Origin of the sequence: Agromyces ramosus (assembly GCF_004216665.1) — a bacterium.
Lineage (GTDB): Bacteria > Actinomycetota > Actinomycetes > Actinomycetales > Microbacteriaceae > Agromyces > Agromyces ramosus.
The window spans coordinates 405525-426919 of the sequence record NZ_SGWY01000003.1 but is presented as its reverse complement, the minus strand read 5'-3'; the positions used below and the strand labels follow the sequence as shown (position 1 = coordinate 426919).

21 protein-coding genes and 1 pseudogene are annotated in these 21395 nt (G+C 71.9%); 12 read left to right on the top strand and 10 right to left on the bottom strand.

Annotated features, from left to right (window positions below; all coding sequences use genetic code 11):
* The first annotated feature begins 39 nt into the window (after positions 1-39).
* From EV187_RS13995 to EV187_RS13980, 4 genes are all read left to right on the top strand, one after another.
* Positions 40-471 (top strand): DUF7144 family membrane protein, encoded by a 432-nt coding sequence (locus EV187_RS13995; protein ID WP_130353667.1) that lies wholly within the window; start codon positions 40-42, stop codon positions 469-471.
* 108 nt (positions 472-579) lie between these two features.
* Positions 580-1017 carry a hypothetical protein gene (locus tag EV187_RS13990; protein WP_130353666.1) on the top strand — a complete coding sequence of 146 codons (438 nt, stop codon included), beginning with the start codon at positions 580-582 and terminating at the stop codon, positions 1015-1017.
* A gap of 50 nt (positions 1018-1067) precedes the next feature.
* Entirely contained in the window at positions 1068-1463 is a 396-nt protein-coding gene (locus EV187_RS13985; protein ID WP_130353665.1) for a DUF7144 family membrane protein, read from the top strand.
* A 204-nt stretch (positions 1464-1667) separates the two neighbouring features.
* Complete coding sequence (locus EV187_RS13980) at positions 1668-3797, top strand: acyl-CoA dehydrogenase family protein (RefSeq protein WP_130353664.1); 2130 nt, start codon at positions 1668-1670, stop codon at positions 3795-3797.
* Positions 3798-3866: 69 nt separating this feature from the next.
* Here the strand turns inward: EV187_RS13980 and EV187_RS13975 are convergent, their stop codons facing one another.
* Positions 3867-4718 (bottom strand): ABC transporter permease, encoded by an 852-nt coding sequence (locus EV187_RS13975; protein ID WP_130353663.1) that lies wholly within the window; start codon positions 4716-4718, stop codon positions 3867-3869.
* On the bottom strand, positions 4715-5698 hold the full coding sequence (locus EV187_RS13970) for an ATP-binding cassette domain-containing protein (protein WP_130353662.1): 984 nt from the start codon (positions 5696-5698) through the stop codon (positions 4715-4717). Before EV187_RS13970 ends, EV187_RS13975 begins: the two co-directional genes overlap by 4 nt.
* A 74-nt stretch (positions 5699-5772) precedes the next feature.
* On the opposite strand from EV187_RS13970, the gene EV187_RS13965 reads away from it, so the two are divergent.
* Complete coding sequence (locus EV187_RS13965; RefSeq protein WP_130353661.1) at positions 5773-6582, top strand: TetR/AcrR family transcriptional regulator; 810 nt, start codon at positions 5773-5775, stop codon at positions 6580-6582.
* Here EV187_RS13965 and EV187_RS13960 read toward each other — a convergent pair.
* Genes EV187_RS13960 through EV187_RS13945 form a run of 4 tightly spaced genes read right to left on the bottom strand, consistent with a single transcriptional unit; the run spans position 6563 to position 9120 of the window.
* Positions 6563-6736 carry an HPP family protein gene (locus EV187_RS13960; protein WP_130353660.1) on the bottom strand — a complete coding sequence of 58 codons (174 nt, stop codon included), beginning with the start codon at positions 6734-6736 and terminating at the stop codon, positions 6563-6565. The two genes, EV187_RS13965 and EV187_RS13960, sit on opposite strands and share 20 nt — an antisense overlap.
* Positions 6737-6745: 9 nt before the next feature.
* On the bottom strand, positions 6746-7555 hold the full coding sequence (locus EV187_RS13955; protein WP_165391201.1) for a glycoside hydrolase family 16 protein: 810 nt from the start codon (positions 7553-7555) through the stop codon (positions 6746-6748).
* A gap of 28 nt (positions 7556-7583) precedes the next feature.
* The gene (locus EV187_RS13950; RefSeq protein WP_130353658.1) at positions 7584-8594 is read right to left on the bottom strand and encodes a malate dehydrogenase; all 1011 of its coding nucleotides are present in this window, start codon (positions 8592-8594) and stop codon (positions 7584-7586) included.
* A 31-nt stretch (positions 8595-8625) separates the two neighbouring features.
* Positions 8626-9120: a DUF427 domain-containing protein gene (locus tag EV187_RS13945; RefSeq protein ID WP_130353657.1), complete on the bottom strand. Its 495-nt coding sequence runs from the start codon at positions 9118-9120 to the stop codon at positions 8626-8628.
* 111 nt (positions 9121-9231) lie between these two features.
* On the opposite strand from EV187_RS13945, the pseudogene pip reads away from it, so the two are divergent.
* Both pip and ypfJ read left to right on the top strand, forming a co-directional pair.
* Positions 9232-10182 (top strand): annotated as a pseudogene (pip, locus tag EV187_RS13940) (prolyl aminopeptidase); the annotation flags it as partial.
* Between the two features lie 306 nt (positions 10183-10488).
* Positions 10489-11355 carry a KPN_02809 family neutral zinc metallopeptidase gene (gene ypfJ / locus EV187_RS13935; protein WP_130353655.1) on the top strand — a complete coding sequence of 289 codons (867 nt, stop codon included), beginning with the start codon at positions 10489-10491 and terminating at the stop codon, positions 11353-11355.
* A gap of 369 nt (positions 11356-11724) precedes the next feature.
* Here the strand turns inward: ypfJ and EV187_RS13930 are convergent, their stop codons facing one another.
* Together EV187_RS13930 and EV187_RS13925 are read right to left on the bottom strand one after the other, a co-directional pair.
* Positions 11725-12426 carry an alpha/beta fold hydrolase gene (locus EV187_RS13930; RefSeq protein ID WP_130353654.1) on the bottom strand — a complete coding sequence of 234 codons (702 nt, stop codon included), beginning with the start codon at positions 12424-12426 and terminating at the stop codon, positions 11725-11727.
* Complete coding sequence (locus EV187_RS13925) at positions 12369-13415, bottom strand: EamA family transporter (protein WP_130353653.1); 1047 nt, start codon at positions 13413-13415, stop codon at positions 12369-12371. Before EV187_RS13925 ends, EV187_RS13930 begins: the two co-directional genes overlap by 58 nt.
* A 158-nt stretch (positions 13416-13573) precedes the next feature.
* Here EV187_RS13925 and EV187_RS13920 point away from each other — a divergent pair, with 158 nt between their 5' ends.
* Together EV187_RS13920 and EV187_RS13915 are read left to right on the top strand one after the other, a co-directional pair.
* Entirely contained in the window at positions 13574-14617 is a 1044-nt protein-coding gene (locus tag EV187_RS13920; protein ID WP_130353652.1) for a zinc-dependent alcohol dehydrogenase family protein, read from the top strand.
* Positions 14618-14839: 222 nt separating this feature from the next.
* Positions 14840-16735 (top strand): adenylyl cyclase, encoded by a 1896-nt coding sequence (locus EV187_RS13915; protein ID WP_130353651.1) that lies wholly within the window; start codon positions 14840-14842, stop codon positions 16733-16735.
* Between the two features lie 112 nt (positions 16736-16847).
* On the opposite strand, the gene EV187_RS13910 is transcribed toward EV187_RS13915, so the two are convergent.
* Positions 16848-17810, bottom strand: coding sequence for a LacI family DNA-binding transcriptional regulator (locus tag EV187_RS13910; protein ID WP_242609610.1), 963 nt, complete (start codon positions 17808-17810; stop codon positions 16848-16850).
* A gap of 237 nt (positions 17811-18047) precedes the next feature.
* On the opposite strand from EV187_RS13910, the gene EV187_RS13905 reads away from it, so the two are divergent.
* Genes EV187_RS13905 through EV187_RS13895 form a run of 3 tightly spaced genes read left to right on the top strand, consistent with a single transcriptional unit; the run spans position 18048 to position 21105 of the window.
* Positions 18048-18743, top strand: coding sequence for an ABC transporter ATP-binding protein (locus EV187_RS13905; RefSeq protein WP_130353649.1), 696 nt, complete (start codon positions 18048-18050; stop codon positions 18741-18743).
* Entirely contained in the window at positions 18740-20044 is a 1305-nt protein-coding gene (locus EV187_RS13900; RefSeq protein WP_130353648.1) for an ABC transporter permease, read from the top strand. Before EV187_RS13905 ends, EV187_RS13900 begins: the two co-directional genes overlap by 4 nt.
* Before the next feature lie 20 nt (positions 20045-20064).
* Positions 20065-21105: a PHP domain-containing protein gene (locus tag EV187_RS13895; protein WP_130353647.1), complete on the top strand. Its 1041-nt coding sequence runs from the start codon at positions 20065-20067 to the stop codon at positions 21103-21105.
* Here EV187_RS13895 and EV187_RS13890 read toward each other — a convergent pair.
* A complete protein-coding gene (locus tag EV187_RS13890) occupies positions 21102-21314 on the bottom strand; it encodes a hypothetical protein (protein ID WP_130353646.1) in 213 nt (70 codons plus the stop codon). The genes EV187_RS13895 and EV187_RS13890 overlap by 4 nt on opposite strands.
* Positions 21315-21395: the final 81 nt, after the last annotated feature.

Below are 21395 nucleotides of genomic sequence, written 5' to 3'. Positions count from 1 at the left end.
CCGCGGCCGCGGCATCCGTGATCTCGAACAGGGAGCGCCATGTCCGACCAATTCGGCCCGAAGCGTCCGCTGGGCGTCACGATCGTCGCCGCACTCGCGATCATCGCCGGCACCTTCGACGTCATCGGCGGCATCGTGCTGCTCGCGACGCAGTCCGATCCCGACGTGGCCGATGCATTCGGCGGTGCCGGCATCGCCACCACCATCGCGATCATGGAGATCGTGCTCGGCATCTTCATGCTGCTCATCGCATTCGGCCTGCTGCGGGGCAACGCGGTCGCGCGCATCGCGGCGACGGTCGTGCAGGCGCTCTCACTCGCCGGCTCGATCTGGATCGGCATCGCCCAGCCGTCGACCCTCGCCACCGAGATCGTGAGCGCACTCGTCGCCCTGGCCATCCTGATGCTGCTCTGGTCGGGAGAGGCCACGCGCTACTTCAAGGGCCTCGCACCCGACCAGCCCACGAGCTGAGGATCGATGACGGATGCCGCGGCGCTCTCGCCGCGGCATCCGTCGCCGCGCTAGCATCGGCCCAGGACCGTCGCACTGGGGCGGCGGCGAGCGATTGGGGAACGCATCATGTCGGAAGCGGAAGCGGAAGCGAACGCAGTGCACCGGCCGATCGGGGTCGCGATCGTCGCCGTGCTGGCGGGCCTCTCGGGTGTCGTCGATGTCATCACCGGCATCCTGCTGATGTTCGAGGGCGGCAACCCCGAGATCAGCGAAGCGTTCGGCGGACCGAACGGCGTGCTCGCCGCCGCCATCGGCTCGATCCTCCTCGGCGTCGTGGTGCTGGCCCTGTCCTTCCTGATCTGGCTGGGCCGGTGGGTCGCGCGCATGATCGTCACGGTGCTGCAGGCGCTCTCGCTGATCCAGTCGCTGTTCCTCGCGGTGGCCAACCTCGGCAACCCGGTCGGCGAGTGGGCGAGCGTGCTCGTGTCGGCGATCGTGCTGATCCTGCTCTGGACGCGGCCGGCGAGCGCGTTCTTCCGCGCCAGCGAGGTCGCCTCGGACTAGCATCGCAGCAGATGCGCCGCGTCCCGGCGGCGCCGACGTGAGGAGTGGTCATGGCGATCGAACGACCCGGGGGCGTGACCCTCGTCGCGGTGCTCGCGTGGATCTCGGGTGCGCTCGACGTGTTCAGCGGCACGCTGCTGCTGTTCCAGACGAGCGTCGCCGCGACGGTCGAGCAGTTCGGCGGCGCGAGCCAGCTGATCGCCTCCGCGCTGTTCACGATCCTGGTCGGCGTCGTCGTCATCGTGGTCGCCATCGGCCTGCTGCGCGGCAACAACGCGTCGCGCATCGTCATGACCATCTTCCAGATGCTGTCGATCATCGGCTCGGTGTTCCTCGCGATCGCATACCCCGCCGGGGCCATCGGCGAGTACTTCAGCATCGCGATAGCCGTGGTGGTGCTCATCCTGCTCTGGACGCGGCGCGCGACCGCGTTCTTCCGCGAGTGAGCCGAAACGGGCGAGCGGATGCCGCGGCATCCGCTTGTGGACACTGCAACGCGTGACGAACCCGCGTTTGTAGGGTCTCGACAGTCGACCGCGAGGCGTCGCGCGAGCGGTTTGTAGGCCGCGGACGCCCCGTTTCCGCGCCGCCGCGCACCGTCCTACCGTGGAACGAGCCTGACCGCCGCACACGAAGGACGAGAACCGACGATGGTTGACACGGCATCCCGCAGCACCCCGAAGACCTCGGGCAAGCGACCCGCCACCGTGCCCCCGAAGCCCGCGCGCGACGAGGTCGCGGCGCCGATCCCGGCCCCTCGCGCCGACGCCCAGCCGGCGTCGCCGCGCATCGACGTGGAACTGCTCGGCCGACAGCTCCTCGGTACGTGGGCGGACATCCGCGTCGCGGCGCGCGAGCGCGCGGCGAAGCCCGACCTCCAGCGCATCGAGGGCCAGCCCATGGCGGAGCACCGCGAGCGGGTGCTCGGCCAACTCAAGACCCTCGTCGAGCAGGGCGCCGTGCACAAGGCGTTCCCCAAGGAGCTCGGCGGCGAGGAGGACCACGGCGGCAACATCGCCGCGTTCGAGGAGCTCGTGCTCGCCGACCCCAGCCTGCAGATCAAGTCGGGCGTGCAGTGGGGGCTCTTCGGCGCCGCGGTGCTCCACCTCGGCACGGAGTACCACCACCGCACCTTCCTTCCCGACATCATGTCGCTGAAGGTCCCGGGGGCGTTCGCCATGACCGAGACGGGCCACGGCTCGGATGTCGCGGCGATCGGCACGACTGCGACGTACGACGAGGCGAAGCAGCAGTTCGTGATCGACACGCCGTTCCGCGGCGCATGGAAGGACTACCTCGGCAACGCCGCGCTGCACGGCACCGCCGCCGTGGTGTTCGCCCAGCTCATCACGAAGGGCGTGAACCACGGCGTGCACGCGTTCTACGTGCCGCTCCGCAACGCCAAGGGCGGATTCCTGAAGGGCATCGGCGGCGAGGACGACGGCCTGAAGGGCGGGCTCAACGGCATCGACAACGGACGCCTGCACTTCACGAACGTGCGCGTGCCGCGCGAGAACCTGCTGAACCGCTACGGCTCGGTGGCCGAGGACGGCACCTACTCGAGCCCCATCGCGAGCCCCGGCCGCCGGTTCTTCACGATGCTCGGCACGCTCGTGCAGGGGCGCGTCTCGCTCGACGGCGCGGCGACCTCCGCCGCGGCCATGGCGCTGACGATCGCCATCACGTACGGCAACCAGCGCCGCCAGTTCAACGCCGCGAGCGACACCGACGAGGAGGTGCTGCTCGACTACCAGCGCCACCAGCGGCGCCTGCTGCCGAAGCTCGCGACCACGTACGCGCAGGTCTTCGCGCACGACGAGTTCCTCGTGAAGTTCGACGCGGTCTTCTCCGGCAAGGCCGACACCGACGACGACCGCCAGGACCTGGAGACGATCGCCGCCGCGCTCAAGCCCCTGTCCACGTGGCACGCCCTCGAGACGCTGCAGGAGGCGCGCGAGGCGTGCGGCGGCGCGGGGTTCCTCGCCGAGAACCGCATCGTCGGACTCCGCCAGGACCTCGACGTCTACGTGACGTTCGAGGGCGACAACAACGTGCTGCTGCAGCTCGTCGCGAAGCGCCTGCTCACCGACTTCTCACGGCAGTTCGCCAACGCGGATGCCGGCGCGATGGCGCGGTACGTGGTCTCGCAGACCGCCGAGCGCGCCTATCACGGCACCGGGCTCCGGCGCCTGGCGCAGACGATCGCCGACTTCGGGTCGACACGCCGTGCGGTCGCCGAGCTCCGCGACGAGGAGACGCAGCGCGAGCTGCTCACCGACCGCGTCGAGGCCATGATCGCCGAGATCGCCGGCCGGCTCCGCGACGCGCGCAAGCTGCCCAAGGCGGATGCCGCGGCGGCATTCAACCGCAACCAGAACGAGCTCATCGAGGCCGCCCGCGCCCACGCCGAGCTGCTGCAGTGGGAGGCCTTCACGCGCGGACTCGCGCACACGACCGACCCGGGCACGAAGCAGGTGCTCACCTGGGTGCGCGACCTCTTCGGCCTGGGCCTGATCGAGAAGCACCTCGCCTGGTACCTCATCCACGGACGCCTGTCGCCGCAGCGCGCCCAGGCGGTGACGGCCTACATCGACCGGCTCATCGAGCGCCTGCGCCCGCACGCGCAGGACCTCGTCGACGCGTTCGGCTACCGTCCCGAGCACCTGCGCGCGCAGATCGCCAGCGGCGCCGAGCAGGAGCGCCAGGACGAGGCCCGTGCATACTACGCCGCACGGCGGGCCGCGGGCACGCTGCCGGTTCCCGAGAAGGCGAGCCGCTAGCATCCGCTCACGCGAAGGCCGGACCCCTGCACGGGGTCCGGCCTTCGGCGTTTCGGCCGCGCCCTCGGCCTAGCGCCGCAGGCCCCGGTAGGCCGACGCCGCGAGCGGCAGGAAGACCAGCGTGATCACGAGCGGCCAGACGGATGCCGCGAGCACGGCGTACTCGGCGAGCCACCCGCTCGTCACACCCGTGGGGTTGCCGAACAGCTCGCGGGCCGCCGTGGCGGTCGCCGAGACGGGGTTCCATTCGGCGATCACGCCCAGCCAGCCGGGCATGGTCTCGGCCGACACGAACACGGTCGAGAGGAAGCCGATCGGCCAGACGAGCACCTGCACGGCCGTGGTCGCACCCGTGCCGCGGAAGCGCAGTCCGAGGAAGATCCCGACCCAGAGCAGGGCGAATCGGAGCCAGAGCAGCAATACCACGCCGAGGGCGATCTCGGCCGGCCCGGTCGTGGGCCGCCAGCCGATGAGGAGACCGCCGATCATGAGCACGGCGAGGCCGACCACGGAGTTCGCCAGGTCGGCGAGGGCACGCCCGAGGGCCACCGAGGCGCTGGCGATCGGGAGGGATCGGAACCGGTCGGTGATGCCGCGCTTCGAGTCCTCGGCCATCGCCGTCATCGTCGCCTCGAGCCCGAACAGCATCGCGAGCGCGAACATGCCCGGCAGCAGGAAGGCGATGTAGTCGCCCTCGCCCGGCACCTCGATGGCACCGCCGAAGAGGAAGCCGAACATGAGGACGAGCATGAGGTTGAACGCGAGGCCGAACACGAAGCCCCAGGGCTCGCGCACCCAGTGCAGGAGGTCGCGCCCGGCGATGAGTGCGCCCTCCCGCAACGGGTTCGATCGGCGGTCGCGCAACCCGGGCGCCGCGGCGATGGCGGGTCGGGACGGGGTCGGCGGGGTCGTCGTGGTCATCGTGCCTCCCTGCTGGGGTCGGAAGCGGGCGCGGTGAGGTGCAGGAACACCTCGTCGAGCGTGGGTCGGCGCAGGGCGACGTCGTCGACCTCGAGCGCCTCGGCATCGAGCGCCCGCACGATCGGGGCGAGTGCGGCCGCGCCGTCGGCGACCTCGACCGTGACCGCGCGGGTGTCGGCATCGACGGATGGCTCGGTGCCCGTCGCCCGGCCGACGACGAGCGCGGCATCCGCGAGCCGGGCGCCGTCGGCCGGCACGATCGTGACCCGGTCGCCGCCGATGCGGCGCTTGAGCTCGGCGGGCGTGCCCTCGGCGATCACTCGACCGTGGTCCATCACCGAGATGCAGTCGGCCAGCTGGTCGGCCTCGTCGAGGTACTGCGTGGTGAGCAGCACGGTCGTGCCCGCTGCGGCCACCTCGCGGATCGCCTGCCAGACGGTGGCGCGACCGCGCGGGTCGAGTCCGGTGGTGGGCTCGTCGAGGAAGAGGATCGCCGGGGTCAGCACCAGGCTCGCGGCGATGTCGAGGCGACGGCGCATACCACCGGAGAAGCCCGAGACGGCACGGTCCGCGGCATCCGCGAGCGTAAAGGCCGCGAGGAGGTCGTCGGCGCGTCGCCGGGCCCTCGGCTTCGACACCCCGCTGAGCCGGGCGAACAGCACGAGGTTCTGGCGTGCGGTGAGCGCCTCGTCGACCGCGTGGAACTGGCCGACCAGGCCGATGCGCTCGCGAACGGACGTCGGTTGCCGGCGCACGTCGAGCCCATCGATGCTCGCTGTGCCCTCGTCGAAGTCGGTCAGCGTGGCGAGGCAGCGCACGGCCGTCGTCTTGCCCGCGCCGTTCGGTCCGAGCAGTCCGTGCACGGTCCCGCGGGCGACGGCGAGGTCGAAGCCGTCGAGCGCCGTCGTCGACCCGTAGCGCTTGCGGAGCCCGTGGGCGAGGAGGGTCGGAGGTGGAGTGGGGGTCGGAGTCGGCGTCATCGCTTCCCTTCAACGTACGCTATACGGTGTTATTCTATGACCGTACACCATACGGAGAATGTAGGCTAGCCCCCATGTCGAGCGAATCCACCGGGCACGGCGAGCCCGACCGCACCCTTCGGTTGCTGTGGCGCCATCGGCTCGGCGATCCGGTGGGGTCGAGGGGCCCGAAGCAGCGCACCAGCGTCGACGTCGTGGTGGACACTGCGATCGAGATCGCCGACGAGGAGGGCATGGAGGCGCTGTCGATGCGCCGCATCGCCGAGCGGCTGGGACTCAAGCCGATGTCGGTGTACACCTACGTGCCGGGCAAGGCCGAGCTCATCGACCTGATGGTCGACCGCGCCGCCGGCGAGGAGCCGTTGCCGGAACCCGCCGGGTCGCTCCGGGAACGCCTCGTGCAGGTCGCGCGGCTCACGTGGAACGAGTTCCTGCGGCATCCGTGGCTGCTCTCGATCGACACGAGTCGTCCTCCGCTCGGGCCGAACGTCTCGGATCGCTGGGAGTGGAGCCTGCGCGCGATCGAGGGACTCGGACTCAGCGACCTCGACATGGACCAGGTGATCACGCTCGTGACCGGATTCGTGGCCGGGCCGGCGCGCGCCTACGTGGACGCCGAGCGGCTGCACCGCACGTCGACCGAGAGCGACGAGGAGTGGTGGGCGCGCAACGCCCCGGTGCTCGAGCAGATCATGGACCCCTCGAGGTATCCCATCTCGGGCCGTGTGGGCACCGCCGCCGGCGAGGAGTACGGCGCCGCCGCCGACCCCGCGCGGGCGTTCGAGTTCGGGCTCGCGCGCGTCATCGACGGCATCGAGGCCTACGTCGCCCTGCTCGCCGAGCGGCACGCGCCGGCTGAGTCGGTTACTCCGCCGGGGGCTTGATCAGCGCGCCCGCGGCGAGGCCGACCGCGAGGCCCGCGGCGAGCCAGAGCCAGAATCCCGTCCAGAAGCTGATGCCGACGCCCACGAGCGCGCCGACGGCGAGTCCGATGATGAGCTGCTTGCGTCGTGCGCCGGGCGTGGATTCGGAGGCCATGCGCCCAGCCTACGAGGCGCCGGCGGGCGGCCACTCGCGCGGCACGTACTCGCGCACGTGCGCCACCTCGAACACGAACGGCAGGGCGTCGAGATCGCGCGGGGCATCCGCGGGCAGTTCGTACACGTCGAGCATGAGCTGCACCGGATACCGGATCGCCTGCTCGACGGTCTTCACGAGCCGCCCGTCGACGAAGAACCGCAGACGATCGGGCAGCCACTCGACCGCGTAGTCGTGGAACTCGGTGAGGTCGCCGTCGACACGCACCTTCTCGAAGTCGAGCTCGAGGCGCGGATCGTTCTGCGGCTTTACGCCGACGCCGACGAGTCCGCCCTCGTCGTCGAGCTCGCTGCCGAAGATCTCGAAGACGCACAGCTCGCCGCAGTCGCGGGGCTCGTCCTCGAACCCGATCGGCCAGAGTGCGACCATCGCCGACGGGTGGCGGATGCCGCGGGCCCGCGCCTCGATGACGCCGAAGTGCGGCAGCCAGAGTCGCTCCTCGTCCTGCGCCTCGCGCACCACCAGGCCCCGCCGGAAGCGGTGCTGGCCGACCCCGCTGCCGACCGGCCCCGAGAACTGCCCGGTCTGCAGGTGGGACACCCGCACGTCGCCGTCGAACTCGGGAGACCACCGTGGCGTGTCGGCGTCGATGCGGAGCTTCAGGGTGCCGCCGGAGACCTCGTAGCGTGCTCGGGTCGCCGCGCGCGAACTCCAGTGCGGCGTGTAGTACGGGAACCAGCGCGTGTCGTCGAGGTCGTCGCCGTCGAACTGCTCGTCGACGGCCAGCACGTAGGGTGCCAGGTCGAGCGTTTCCGTCATGCCAAGCCTCTCGCCGGGGCGTCGGGGGTCAGAGGAGCCCGAGCGCGCGCACCGCGTCGCGCTCGTCCTCGAGCTCGGCCACGGATACCGCGATGCGGTGCCGCGCGAATGCATCGAGCTCGAGGCCCGGCACGATGCGCCACGCCCCGTCGACCGATTCGACCGGGAACGACGACACGATCCCCTCGGGCACGTCGTAGGACCCGTCGGAGACGACCGCGGCACTCGTCCACCCGTTCGTGGTGCCGAGAACCCAGTCGTGGACGTGGTCGATCGTCGCGCTCGCCGCGGAGGCGACCGACGACGAGCCGCGCACCTCGATGATCTCGGCGCCGCGCTTCGCGACGCGCGGGATGAAGTGATCCACGAGCCACTCGCGCGCCGCGTCGGGGCCGCCGAGGCGGGCCGCGAGGAGCGCGGGCACCGACTGCCCGCCCGCCGTCGCATGCGACACGTCGGGGAACTGCGTCGCCGAGTGGTTGCCCCAGATCGCGACATCGCGGATCTCGCCGACGGGCGTGCCGACCGTGGTCGCGAGCTGCCCGAGTGCCCGGTTGTGGTCGAGTCGCGTGAGCGCGGTGAAGCGGTCGGCCGGGACATCGGGTGCGTGGGCCGCGGCGATGAGGGCATTCGTGTTCGCGGGGTTGCCGACCACCACGATGCGCACGTCGTCGGCGGCGCCGGCATTGATGGCCTCGCCCTGCGGCCCGAAGATGCCGCCGTTGGCCACCAGCAGGTCGCCTCGCTCCATGCCCGCGGTACGCGGACGCGCGCCGACGAGCAGCCCGAGGTTCGTGCCGCGGAAGGCCGCCTCCGCGTCGTCGTGGACGTCGACGTGGGCGAGCAGCGGGAACGCGCAGTCCTGCAGTTCGAGCGCGGCGCCCTCGGCCGCCCGCACGCCCTGCGGGATCTCGAGCAGCTGCAGCCGCACGGGCGTGTCGGGGCCCAGCAACTCGCCAGCGGCGATGCGGAAGAGCAACGCGTAGCCGATCTGCCCTCCGGCGCCCGTGATGGTGATCGTGACCGGCTTGACGCTCATGCTGCGAGCCTACGCCGCGGCGCCGACGTGGTCACCAGCCGAGCGACCCCGCGCCGCCCTTGAAGGGGCCGACCACGTTCGAGGTGATCCAGCCGCCGTAGAAGCGTCCCGGCTGCGGCACCACCCGCTCGCCGTCGACCGTGCACGCGTCCATCGGGCCGGCGTACACCGCGACGCGGTCGGCGAGCGACTCGAACCCGGGCGAAGGCGACGGGTAGTTCCACGCGGCGCGCTCGGCCACGGTGCCGCCGCCGCGCACGCTGTGGTACCGCGCGGCGCCCTTGAACTCGCAGAACGAGGCGCCGTCGGCCGCGACGAGCGCGTCGGCCCGGAAAGCCGCGATCGGCAGGTAGTAGACCGGCGGATGACTCGTCTCGAGCACGCGCACGACGTCGCGCGTGTCGACGACGCGCTCGCCGCCCAAGTCGATCGTCACGCGCACGTCGACGTGCTCGACGCGCGGCGGGCGGGGGTAGTCCCAGACGGACTCCTGGCCGGGACCGGCGGGGACGGGAACGGGGCGCATGCGGCGAGCGTAGGTCGCGATCCTGAGAGCCGACGGCGGACCGTGCATGGAGCGGAAGGCGGCGCGGCGCGGCATCCGCCCGGGGCATCCGCTCGTCGTTACCGTGAGGTCATGAGAGACCTGTATCCGGAGATCGAGCCGCTCGAGACGGGCATGCTCGACGTGGGCGACGGACAGCACATCTACTGGGAGGTCTCGGGCAACCGCGAGGGCAAGCCCGTCGTGTTCCTGCACGGCGGTCCCGGCGCGGGCACCAGCTCGGTGCACCGTCGCCTGTTCGATCCGGCCCGCTACCGGATCGTGCTGTTCGACCAGCGCGGCTGCGGCTTCTCGATCCCGCACGCGAGCGAGCCGGGTGCGGACCTGTCGGCGAACACCACGTGGCATCTCGTCGCCGACATGGAGCGGCTTCGGCACCATCTCGGCATCGAACGCTGGCAGGTCTTCGGCGGATCGTGGGGGAGCGCGCTCGCGCTCGCCTACGCGCAGACGCACCCCGAGCGCGTCACCGAGCTCGTGCTGCGCGGCATCTTCACGCTGCGCCGCCAGGAGCTCGACTGGTTCTACGAGGGCGGCGCGTCGGCGGTGTTCCCCGACCTGTGGGAGGACTTCCTCGCGCCGGTCCCGGTGCCGGAGCGCGGCCACCTGATCGAGGCGTACGGGCGGCTGCTGGCGGATCCCGATCCCGAGGTGCATCGGCCGGCGGCGATCGCGTGGTCGCGCTGGGAGGCGTCGACGATCACGCTGCTGCCCCAGGCCGACACCATCGCGCGCTTCACCGAGCCCGAGTACGCCACGGCGTTCGCGCGCATCGAGAACCACTACTTCCGCCACGGCGGATGGTGGGAGGAGGGGCAGCTCATCCGCGATGCGTCCCGGCTGGCCGGCATCCCGGCGGTGATCGTGCAGGGGCGCTACGACATGTGCACGCCGCCCATGACGGCGTGGGACCTGCACCTGGCGTGGCCCGAGGCGGAGTTCCGGATGATCGCCGATGCGGGGCACGCGTTCGACGAGCCGGGGATCCTCGACGCGCTCATCCGGGCCACGGATCGGTTCGCCGGCGACGACCGCGACGACGGGGATCGCGACGACGAGGATCGCGACGACGAGGATCGCGACGACCGCGACGATGACACCGACGACGAGGCGCTCGATGACGAGCACGATCGCGACGCCCGCGATGACGACGACGACGATGACGACGATGACGCGGACGACGACGACGATGACGATGACGCGGACGATGATGATGACGACGACGGGGACACTGACGACGACGAGGGGAGATCGGACGCCGATGTCAACCCGTCGCCCGAGAACGGCGCCGCGGGGCGGAGCAAGCGCGCCGCACGGTAGCGTCTGACCATGACGTTCAACCCGAACTCCGACATCGGCGGCGGCAGGGTCTCGAAGCGCGGACGCAACACGGGCATCGCCGTCGGCGGCGGTCTCGGCGTGATCGCGCTCTTCGTGATCTCCCAGTTCCTCGGGGTCGACCTCACGGGGCTCGTGGGCGGCGGCGCGGCGCCCGAGACGGAGTCCTCGCTCGAGCAGTGCCAGACCGGCGCCGACGCGAACGAGAACGTCGAGTGCCGCATGGTCGGCGCCGCCGCGTCATTGGACGCCTACTGGGCGCAGGAGGGTCCCGAGCTCGGCCTGGACTACGTCGGCCCGCAGGACTTCGTGCTCTTCGACCAGGCCACCACGACCGGCTGCGGCAGCGCCTCGTCGGCCACTGGGCCGTTCTACTGCCCGCCCGACCAGACCATCTACATCGACGTCTCGTTCTACGACGAGCTGCGCGGGCGGTTCGGCTCGAGCGGCGGACCGCTGGCCGAGATGTACGTGGTCGCCCACGAGTGGGGCCACCACATCCAGAACCTCGCCGGCATCCTCGAGCGCGCGCAGGACGGGCAGACCGGCCCGACGTCGAACGCCGTGCGCGTCGAGCTGCAGGCCGACTGCTTCGCGGGGGCCTGGGCGGCGAACGCCTCCGAGGTGCCCGACGAGAGCGGCACCCCGTTCCTCCAGCCGATCACCGATGCCCAGATCGCCGACGCGCTGAGCGCGGCCTCGGCGGTCGGCGACGACCGCATCCAAGAGGCGACGCAGGGACAGGTGACCCCGCACTCCTTCACGCACGGGTCGAGCGAGCAGCGCCAGCGCTGGTTCCTGACCGGGTTCCAGCAGGGCGCGGGCGCCTGCGACACGTTCTCGGCCTCGCAGCTGTGACCCCGGGCGCGTCGGGCGCATCGCGCTCGCCGTGGTCGCCGCGCTCGCGCTCGCCGTCGTGGTGTTCCTCGTCTACGCGCACACGGTGATGGCGGGCTCAGCGGCATCGTCGCCGAGGCCGGTGCCACCGTCGTCATCACCGAGCCGCCGCTCAACCTCGCGTCCTTCGACTCGCGCCCGCTCGCCGCATTCACGGCCTACGCCGCCTTCGGCGATTACGGCCCGCAGCCCGGCGACGGGGTCGCGACCGCGAGCGACGAGGTCCCGCGCGACCGGATCACCACCGCCGTGTCGGAGTTCCTCGCACCGCCCGTATCTTGATCACGCTGCGATGCCGGGCCGAGGAAAGAGGCGACATCGTCGAACCGGTCAGGCGAGCGCCGCGACGATCGCCTGGCCCAGCTGCACGGGCTTGGTGAACTGCGGCCAGTGCCCGGTGGGCAGGTCGACGTAGGCGACCTGCTTGACCCGGGCGAGCTCGCGGGTGAACGGCGAGTCGGCGGCGATCCACTCGACGAGTGCGCTGCTCGGGAACTCCGACGCGATGATCGTGATCGGAACGTCGTAGCGACGCTCGTCGCCGAGCGAGATCGGGTCGTAGGCGACGCCCTTGGGCTCGGGGATCGAGCGCGCGCGGAACTCGGCGCGCAGGGCGTCGTCGAGGTCGACGAGGTCGGCATCGTCGAACACCGACCAGTCGGGCAGCGGGATCTCGCCGTCGACCACGGGCAGCTCGTCGTTGATCGAGAGGCCGTCGCCGAGTGGCCCCGCGTCGACGTAGACGACGTGCGCGATGCGATCGGGCCGGGCATCGACGACGCCGTGCGCGATCGCGCCGCCGCCGGAGTGCCCGACGAGCACGATCTGCGCATCGGCTGGAGCGGCGTCGACGATCTCGACCACCGCGTCGATGTGGTCGCGCAGGCCGATGCCCGAGCGGTCGGCGTCGGCCGCCTCGAGCCCGGGAAGGGTGAGCGGATTCACCCGGTGACCGGCCTCTTCGATGAGCGGCGTCACCCGCTCCCACGACGATGCATCGAGCCAGAAACCGGGGATGAGGATGACGTCCATGGCTCGACGCTATCGCCGCCCGCCGACATCGGAGGGGGTGTGCCGTCGGCCCGGGCCGCCACGTCCCGTGGCGCGCGGCGGGCGCCGGCCGTGGCCAGCACGACGATGCCGGCGGCCAGTACGAGGAGGCCGACGACCCCGCCGGCGCTGAGCGTCTCGCCGAGCACGGCGACCCCGAGGATGCCCGCGGTGAGTGGCTCGGCGAGGGTGAGGGTCGACACGGTCGCCGGCGCCAGTCCGCGCAGGCCACGGGCGAAGAGCACGTAGGCGAGGGTCGTGGCGACGAGCCCGAGCCAGAGCGCCATCGCGAGGCCCGGCCCGGTCGCGAGCCACGAGGCATCCGTTGCGAGGAGGAGCGGAGCGCTCGCGACCGCCGCGACGCCGAACAGCCCGCCCATGCTGCCGATCGGCGTCCAGCCACGATCGAGGAGCGCCTTCGCCGCGAGCGTGTAGACCGCGTAGGCGCACCCGGCGCCGAGCGAGGCCAGCAGCCCGATCGGATCGGCCGCCGCGCGCCCCGGCTCCGACGCCCCCGCGAGGATGGCGACGCCCGCCGTCGCGATCGTGGTCGCGACGAGCCAGCGGTGCCCGGGGTAGCGGCTCCGCAGCGCCCAGTCGAGGGCGCCCGTGATGATCGGGGCCGAACCGAGCGCCACCACCGTGCCGACGGCGACGCCGTTCACCGCGGTCCCCGCGAAGAACGCCGGCTGGTAGGCGAGCACCCCGAGGGCGCCGACCGCGACCAGCAGCCACGAGGGCAGCGGATGCCGCGTTGCGACGCCGGACGTCGACGCGGCGGATGTCCCGGTCGCACCGCGCCGACGCCCGGCGACGTGGAGGGCGAGGGCGACGAGTCCGAGCGCGCCACCGCCGATGAGGATGCGCGCGGCGCCGACCGACGCGGAGCTCGCGTCGGGCCCGAGGGCCTGGGCCGTGCCCGTCGTGCCGAAGCACACCGAGGCGAGCAGCACCGCAACCACGAAACGCATCCCATATTGTTACACAATCTGCGTCGAGGCACGAGCCGGGTATGCTCGCGGATGTCGCGCACGATGTGCTGCGACGGATGCCCCGCCCCCGCGGCATCCGCCGGGCGACCCGACGCCGAGCCGCCGCGACGTCCGTCGACCCGAAACGGAGGACCCCTGTGCGCGCCGTGCTCGTGAACGCCTTCGGCGAGAACCCCCGACTCGCGGACGTGCCGGAGCCGGCGTGCCCGCCGCGCGGCGCCGTGATCCGCGTGCGCGCCACGGGGGTCTGCCGCAGCGACTGGCACGCCTGGATGGGCCACGACGACACCGTGGCACTGCCGCACGTGCCGGGGCACGAGTTCGCCGGCGAGATCGCCGAGCTCGGCGCCGAGGTCGATGCCGATGCGGGCTGGCGGGTGGGCGACCGCGTCACCGCGCCGTTCATCTGCGCCTGCGGACGGTGCGCGGAGTGCCGTTCGGGCAACGAGCAGGTCTGCGATGCGCAGTCGCAGCCGGGCTTCACGCACTGGGGCTCGTTCGCCGAGTACGTCGTCGTCGACGAGGCGGCCCTCAACCTCATCCGGCTCCCCGACTCGCTCGGCTTCGTCGAGGCCGCGTCGCTCGGATGCCGCTTCGCCACCGCCTACCGCGCGATCGTGTCGCGAAGCCGGCTCGCCCCGGGCGAGCAGATCGCGGTGCACGGATGCGGCGGCGTCGGCCTGTCGGCGATCATGATCGCCGTCGCGGCCGGCGTGACCGTCTACGGGGTCGACGTGTCCGATGCCGCGCTCGCCGCGGCCGAGCGGCTCGGAGCCGTGCCGGTGCGCGGCGGCGAGGGAGCCGCGGAGCGGATCGTCGCGGCATCCGGCGGCGGCGTCGACGTGTCGGTCGACGCGTTCGGCAGTACCGAGACCTCGTTCGCCTCGGTGCGGAGCCTCAGGAAGCGCGGCCGCCACGTGCAGGTCGGCCTGATGTTCGGCGACAACGCGCTCGCCGCGATGCCGATGGACGCCGTGATCGCGGGCGAGCTCGAGATCATGGGCAGTCATGGCATGGCCGCGCGCGAGTACCCGTCGATGCTCGGCGCGGTGGCGTCGGGCGACTTCCGGCCGATCGAGCTCGTCGGGCGCCGCATCACGCTCGACGAGGTGCCCGAGGCGCTCGCCGCCATGGGCACGGCGGGCGGCCCGGGCTCGGGCATGACGGTCGTCGAGCTCTAGCCGCGGGCGGTGCCACTCGAGCGGGCGCGGGAGTCGAGCGAGGGCCCGGACCCGCCGACGCCTCGGTCTGCGATCGTGGGCGACCCTCTTGTGCGACGGCGCCGCGATCCCTAACGTGGGCGGTACGCCGCGGGGTGACACGAGTCACCCATGGAGTGCCCGACGCCGTCGACCGGCACGAGCGGCGTCCGCGCAAGCCCTCGACGAGGAGGACACATCCCGATGAGCACCCACCCCAGGCCCACGCGCATCCCGCGTGGTGCGGCCGCCGCACTGGCCGTCACGGCCGCCATGATCGCCGTGGCCGGCACGGCGGGAGCGGCGCAGGCCGCTCCCGGCCAGCAGGTCGACCCGTTCGCGCCCGACTTCGGGCCCAACGTCGCCGTCGTCTCGCCCGACACACCGCTCGACGAGGTGCAGGCGATGCTCGACGACCTCGTGACCGCCCAGGTCGATGCCGAGATGTCGACCGCACGCCACAGCGTGCTCTTCCTGCCGGGCGCCTACGGCACCGCGGAGCATCCACTGCAGGCGCGCGTCGGCTACTACACGGAGATCGCCGGCCTCGGCGCCTCCCCCGGCGACGTCGACATCACGGGCAAGATCGAGGTCTACAACCGCTGCCTCGCCGACGGCGGGACGTCGAACTGCCTCGCCCTCGTGAACTTCTGGCGCACGATCTCGAACCTCTCGCTGCAGGTGAACGGCGCCGGGCAGGACGGATGCCGCGCCTCCGCGAACTTCTGGGCCGTCTCGCAGGCGGTGTCGATGCGCCGCCTCGACGTCTCGGGCGGCAACCTCTCGCTCATGGACTACTGCACCGCCGGCCCGCAGTACGCGAGCGGCGGCTTCATCGCCGACTCCCGTCTTCCGTTCGTGATCAACGGGTCCCAGCAGCAGTGGCTGACCCGCAACAGCGAGGTCGCCGGCTGGTCCAACGCGGTCTGGAACCAGGTCTTCTCGGGCGTCGAGGGCGCCCCGGATGACGCGGCCTTCCCGAACCCGCCGTACACGACGCTCGACGAGACGCCCGTCAGCCGCGAGAAGCCGTACCTCTTCGTCGACGCGGACGGCCGCTACGCCGTTCGCGTACCCGAGGCGCAGACCGACAGCCGCGGGGTCACCTGGGCCGACGGCGAGACGCCGGGCCGCACCGTCCCCATCACCGACTTCCACATCGCGAAGCCGGGCGACTCCGTCGGCTCGATCAACGCCGCACTCGCGATGGGCAAGCACCTGCTGCTCACGCCGGGCGTGTACGACGTCGACAGCACCATCAACGTCAAGCGCGCCGACACGGTCGTGCTCGGCATGGGCCACGCGACGCTCACCGCCGTCGACGGTGCGGTGCCGCTGAAGGTCGCCGATGCCCCCGGTATCGTCGTCGCGGGCGTCACGATCGACGCCGGCACCGTCGAGTCGCCCGTGCTGCTGCAGGTCGGCCAGTCCGGCGACGGCCACGCCAAGAAGGTCGACCCCGCGAACCCGATCACGCTGTCCGACGTGTACTTCCGCGTCGGCGGACCGCACATCGGCAAGGCGGACACGGCGCTCGTCGTGAACAGCGATCACGTGCTCATCGACCACACCTGGGTGTGGCGCGGCGACCACGGCGTCGAGGGCTTCACCGAGGGCGTCAACGGCGACACCGACCGCTGGAACACGAACACCGGGCGCACCGGCGTGGTCGTGAACGGCGACGACGTCACGGCGACCGGCCTCTTCGTCGAGCACTTCCAGCAGTTCAACACCGTCTGGAACGGCGAGCGAGGCACGACGGTGCTCTACCAGAACGAGCTGCCGTACGACCCGCCCACCCAGGCGGACTGGACGCAGCCCGACGGAACGCTCGGCTACCCCGGCTACAAGGTGGCCGACGACGTGACCGAGCACGCGCTCCACGGCGCCGGGGTCTACGTGTTCAACCAGAACAACCCGTCGATCGTCACCGAGAACGGGTTCGAGGCACCGGAGGGCGAGGGGATATCGCTGCACCACATCATGACGGTGAACCTGAGCGCGGGCGTGATCAACCACGTCGTGAACGGCGTCGGCGGCACCGCCGACACCACCGTGATCGGCGTGCCGCAGTACGTCACGCAGTTCCCGCTGCCGTGACGCGCTGATCCGCCGAGTCGTCGGTGACGGCCGCCCCGGATGCCCCGGGGCGCGCTGTCACCGACGACTCGCTCGCGCCGGGGTCGTTTCGCGACGCCTCAACCCGCAGCCTTCAGGCCGAGTCGCGTTCGACGAGCGCGGGTGCGTCGCGGGGGCGCGGCGGGGCGTCCTCGCCGTCGAGCGCGGCGAGCACGCACGCCGCGAGGTACGACGCCTCGCGTTCGATCGACTGCGTCACGGTCGTCAGCGGCGGCGAGGCGAGCGCGGCCAGCGGCACGTCGTCGACGCCGATCACGGCGAGGTCGGCCGGAACGGCGAGACCGGCGGCGCGGGCCCCCGCGAGCACGGCGAAGGCGACGTCGTCGTTGTAGGCCGCGACGCCGTCGACGTCGGCCTGCATCCACGCGGCGACCGCCTCGGCGCCCGCCGCGGGATCGACGCGCACCGGGATCACGACCGGCTCCGAGAGCCCCCGCTCGACGCACGCGGCGCGAACGCCGGCCAGCCGCCGTTCCGCGAAGTCGGCGACGCGCGGGTCGTCGGTGGTGGCGTAGCCGACGCGACGGCAGCCCCTCGCCGCCAATCGCTCCGCCTGCAGCCGTCCGATGAGCGGCTGCGGGTCGACCATGGCCGCCCCCCGCCCGGCGCCGTCGTCGCCGACCACCTGGATGCCGGCCTGCCGCATGGCTCGCACCTCGCCGGGCTCGAACGGGGCGAGGCCGACGACGGTGCGGGGCGTGACGGTGCGCCACAGGTGCGACAGGGGCCGCTCGCCGCGCACATGGTGCACGAGCACCGAGAGCTCGCGTTCGGCGAGCTCGTCGGCGAGGTGGTCGAGCATCGTCTCGACCACGGGTCCCACCGGCCAGTCGGGCAGCACGCACAGCACGAGATCGCTGCGGCCGCTCCGCAGGGTGCGCGCCGCGGCCGACGGCGCGTAGCCCAACCGCTCGGCGGCCTCGAGCACGCGCCTGCGCGTGGCCTCCGAGATGGACGTGCCCGCGGTGCCGTTCAGCACGTAGCTCACGGTCGTGCGCGACACCCCGCTCTCGCGCGCGACGTCCGCGCTCGTCACCCCGCCCACGGCTCCTCCGAATCCATCGCCTGCCTGCACCCTAGTCGCGCGGGCGCCCGGGATGCGGGCCCCACGACAGGCGCACGACGCGCGCGCACGCACTCAGCGGCATCCGCACTCCGCGGCATCGGTCGTACCCCCGGGGGAGTAGGCGGAGTGACTGCGCCGGGCGGATGACCGGGGCCGGCACGGCCGTCAGGCTGGAGGGACCCGCCCACGCCAGCAAGGAGCGTCATCGTGACCACCCCCATCCTCTCGGCCCGCGACGTGCGCAAGTCGTACGGCCGCGGGTCCAACCGCTTCGATGCGCTCAAGGGGGTGAGCCTCGACATCCACGAGGGCGAGAGCGTCGCGATCATCGGCCGGAGCGGATCGGGCAAGTCCACCCTCATGCACGTGCTCGCCCTGCTCGACACGCCCACCGACGGCACCGTGGAACTCGCCGGCGCGGACACCGGCACGCTGCGCGGGGCGAGCCTCAACCGCACGCGCAACACCACGTTCGGGTTCGTCTTCCAGCAGTTCTTCCTCACGCCGAACGCGTCGGTGCTCGAGAACGTGGTCCTCCCGTTGAAGATCGCGGGCGTCGGGCGCCGGGAGCGCCGCCGCCGGGGACTGGCGGTGCTCGAGCAGCTCGAGCTCGCCGACAAGGCGAGGAACGCCGCCGTGAATCTCTCGGGCGGCCAGAAGCAGCGATCCGTGATCGCCCGCGCGCTCGTGAACGACCCGCGGATCATCTTCGCCGACGAGCCGACCGGCAACCTCGACACCGCCACCGGCGCGGTCGTCGAGGACCTGCTCTTCGGACTGCACCGGGAGCAGGGCATCACCCTGATCGTCGTCACGCACGACGAGGAGCTCGCGGCCAGGTGCGACCGCCGCATCCACATCCGCGACGGACGCATCGTCGACGACGAGGCGGTGGCGGCATGAAGGCGCTCGACCTCGTCGGCTCCGCGATCGGCAACACCTTCCGGTCCAAGACCCGCACCATCCTGACGATCCTCGCGATCTTCGTCGGCGCGTTCACGCTCACCATCACGAACGGCCTGGGAACCGGCATCAACCGGTACATCGACGACACGGTCGCGGCGATCGGCGCCGAGGACGTCATGACGGTCACGAAGATCGCCGAGAACGCCACGGATGCCGGTGACGGCCCGCGTGAGTACGATCCCGATGCGGTCGCCGGCGCCCCCGTGCCGGGCCCTCCCGGCAGCACGAGCATCGTCGCACCCATCGGCGGTTCGCAGCTCGACGAGCTCGCCGCCGTCGACGGCGTGCAGCGCGTGCAGCCCGTGAAGTCGATCGACGCCGACTACGTCGTCGCGGGCGACGGCACGCGCTACGTGATCGACGTGGGTGCATTCGTGAACGGCATGCGGCTCCAGCTCGCCGCGGGCGAGCAACCCGACGCCGCGGCATCCGGGTACCAGGTGGTCATCCCCGACTCGTACGTCGACGCGCTCGGCTTCGACGCCGCGGATGCCGCGATCGGCGAGACGGTGGCGATCGCGGTCACCGACGGCGACGGCGTGCAGCACGAACTCGAGGCGGAAGTCGTCGGCGTCTCGGAGGCGAGCCTCGGAACGACCGACTCGGTGGTGCCGAACGACGCGTACACGGATGCGCTCTTCGCCGCGCAGTCGACCGGACTCGACCCGGCCGACCAGGACTCGTTCACCCAGGCGACGGTCTGGTACGACCCGGCCGCCACGCCCGAGGCGGTCACCGCCCTGCAGGACCGCCTCACCGAGGCCGGGTACGACTCGACCACGGTCGAGGAGCAGCTCGGCTCGTTCAAGGCCGTCATCGACGGCATCGTGCTCGTGCTCAACGCGTTCGCCGTCATCGCGCTGCTCGCCGCGAGCTTCGGGATCGTGAACACGCTGCTGATGTCGGTGCAGGAACGCACCCGCGAGATCGGCCTGATGAAGGCGATGGGCATGGGGAGCGGGCGGGTCTTCGGGCTGTTCAGCCTCGAGGCCGTGTTCATCGGCTTCCTCGGGAGCGCGATCGGCGCGCTGGTCGGCGTCGTGGTGGGCACCGCGGTGAGCTCGGCGCTCTCGGGAGCCCTGCTCGCCAACCTGCCGGGACTCACGCTCATCGCCTTCGATCCCGTGTCGATCGCGGTGATCATCCTCGTGGTGATGGGGGTCGCCTTCCTCGCCGGAACCCTGCCGGCGGCGCGAGCCGCGCGACAGGACCCGGTGGAATCGCTGCGATACGAGTGACGCAGGGCCAGAATGGGCGGATGGACCCCGTGGCCGCACTCGAGGAGATCGCCTTCCTGCTGGAGCGCGACCGCGCCTCCTCGTTCAAGTCGAAGGCGTTCCGGCGGGCGGCCGACGTCATCGGCGCGTACTCCGCCGACGAGCTCGCCGCCCGGGTGCGCGACGGGCGGCTGAAGCGAACGAAGGGCATCGGCGACACGACGTACACGGTGATCGCCGAGGCGGTCGGGGGAGCGGTGCCCGCCTACCTCGCCGACCTCCGGGAGCGGAGCGGCCCGGCGATCGCGGAGTCGCGGCTGGGGCTGAGAGCGCAGCTGAAGGGCGACCTGCACAGCCACACCGAGTGGTCCGACGGCACGACCCCGATCGCCACGATGGCGCGCGCCGCGCGGCTCGTCGGACTGGAGTACCTCGTGATCTCCGATCACTCGCCGAATCTCACGGTCGCGAACGGGTTGAGCGCCGAGCGCCTGCAGGAGCAGCTCGGCGTGCTCGACGAGCTGAACGCCGTCGACGAGCTCGGCGGCGGCGGCATCCGGCTGCTCTCGGGCATCGAGACCGACATCCTGCTCGACGGCACGCTCGACCAGGCCCCCGAGCTGCTCGATCGCCTCGACGTGGTCGTCGCGAGCGTGCACTCGAAGCTCCGCATGGAGTCGCGCGAGATGACCGAGCGGATGCTGCGTGCCATCGAGGATCCGCGCATGAACGTGCTCGGGCACTGCACCGGGCGCCTGGTCGAGGGCTCCCGCGGCACCCGCCCCCAGTCGACCTTCGACGCCCGTGCGGTCTTCGCCGCCTGTGCCGAGCACGACGTCGCCGTGGAGATCAACTCGCGGCCCGAGCGGCAGGACCCGCCCGACGACCTCATCCAGGTCGCCCTCGAGGCCGGATGCCGCTTCAGCATCGACACCGACGCGCACGCGCCCGGCCACTTCTCGTTTCTCGACCTCGGGGCCGCGCGCGCGGAGGCCAACGGGGTGCCCGCCGATCGCATCGTCACGACCTGGCCGGTCGACCGCCTGCTGGAGTGGGCGGGATCGAAGAAGCGCGCCGCCTAGGACGGGCGGATGCCGCCCACGACCTGGTCGACGGTCGCCTCGTCGGTGGGCAGCTGCGCCTCCTCGAGCCGCTGTCGCGCCATTCCCCGGAGGTCGTCGACGATTCCGGCGTCGGCGTCGGCGCGCATCTGCTGGGCGAGGCCCGCGATCTTCTCGGCGTTCGTCGCCTCGTCGCTGCCGTCTTGGATCGGTGCATCCTGAGTGTCCATCGAGCCAGCGTCGCACGCGGGCGGCGGCCCCGCCCGCCCCTTGACAGCCGCACCGGCGGATGCTCCGGCTCGGAGCCACGC

Bases quoted from the DNA above. Each gene is read 5' to 3' on its own strand.
- EV187_RS13995 (WP_130353667.1), top strand. From the start codon at position 40: ATGTCCGACCAATTCGGCCCGAAGCGTCCGCTGGGCGTCACGATCGTC.
- EV187_RS13990 (WP_130353666.1), top strand. From the start codon at position 580: ATGTCGGAAGCGGAAGCGGAAGCGAACGCAGTGCACCGGCCGATCGGG.
- EV187_RS13985 (WP_130353665.1), top strand. From the start codon at position 1,068: ATGGCGATCGAACGACCCGGGGGCGTGACCCTCGTCGCGGTGCTCGCG.
- EV187_RS13980 (WP_130353664.1), top strand. From the start codon at position 1,668: ATGGTTGACACGGCATCCCGCAGCACCCCGAAGACCTCGGGCAAGCGA.
- EV187_RS13975 (WP_130353663.1), bottom strand. From the start codon at position 4,718: ATGACCACGACGACCCCGCCGACCCCGTCCCGACCCGCCATCGCCGCG.
- EV187_RS13970 (WP_130353662.1), bottom strand. From the start codon at position 5,698: ATGACGCCGACTCCGACCCCCACTCCACCTCCGACCCTCCTCGCCCAC.
- EV187_RS13965 (WP_130353661.1), top strand. From the start codon at position 5,773: ATGTCGAGCGAATCCACCGGGCACGGCGAGCCCGACCGCACCCTTCGG.
- EV187_RS13960 (WP_130353660.1), bottom strand. From the start codon at position 6,736: ATGGCCTCCGAATCCACGCCCGGCGCACGACGCAAGCAGCTCATCATC.
- EV187_RS13955 (WP_165391201.1), bottom strand. From the start codon at position 7,555: ATGACGGAAACGCTCGACCTGGCACCCTACGTGCTGGCCGTCGACGAG.
- EV187_RS13950 (WP_130353658.1), bottom strand. From the start codon at position 8,594: ATGAGCGTCAAGCCGGTCACGATCACCATCACGGGCGCCGGAGGGCAG.
- EV187_RS13945 (WP_130353657.1), bottom strand. From the start codon at position 9,120: ATGCGCCCCGTTCCCGTCCCCGCCGGTCCCGGCCAGGAGTCCGTCTGG.
- ypfJ (WP_130353655.1), top strand. From the start codon at position 10,489: ATGACGTTCAACCCGAACTCCGACATCGGCGGCGGCAGGGTCTCGAAG.
- EV187_RS13930 (WP_130353654.1), bottom strand. From the start codon at position 12,426: ATGGACGTCATCCTCATCCCCGGTTTCTGGCTCGATGCATCGTCGTGG.
- EV187_RS13925 (WP_130353653.1), bottom strand. From the start codon at position 13,415: ATGCGTTTCGTGGTTGCGGTGCTGCTCGCCTCGGTGTGCTTCGGCACG.
- EV187_RS13915 (WP_130353651.1), top strand. From the start codon at position 14,840: ATGAGCACCCACCCCAGGCCCACGCGCATCCCGCGTGGTGCGGCCGCC.
- EV187_RS13900 (WP_130353648.1), top strand. From the start codon at position 18,740: ATGAAGGCGCTCGACCTCGTCGGCTCCGCGATCGGCAACACCTTCCGG.
- EV187_RS13895 (WP_130353647.1), top strand. From the start codon at position 20,065: ATGGACCCCGTGGCCGCACTCGAGGAGATCGCCTTCCTGCTGGAGCGC.
- EV187_RS13890 (WP_130353646.1), bottom strand. From the start codon at position 21,314: ATGGACACTCAGGATGCACCGATCCAAGACGGCAGCGACGAGGCGACG.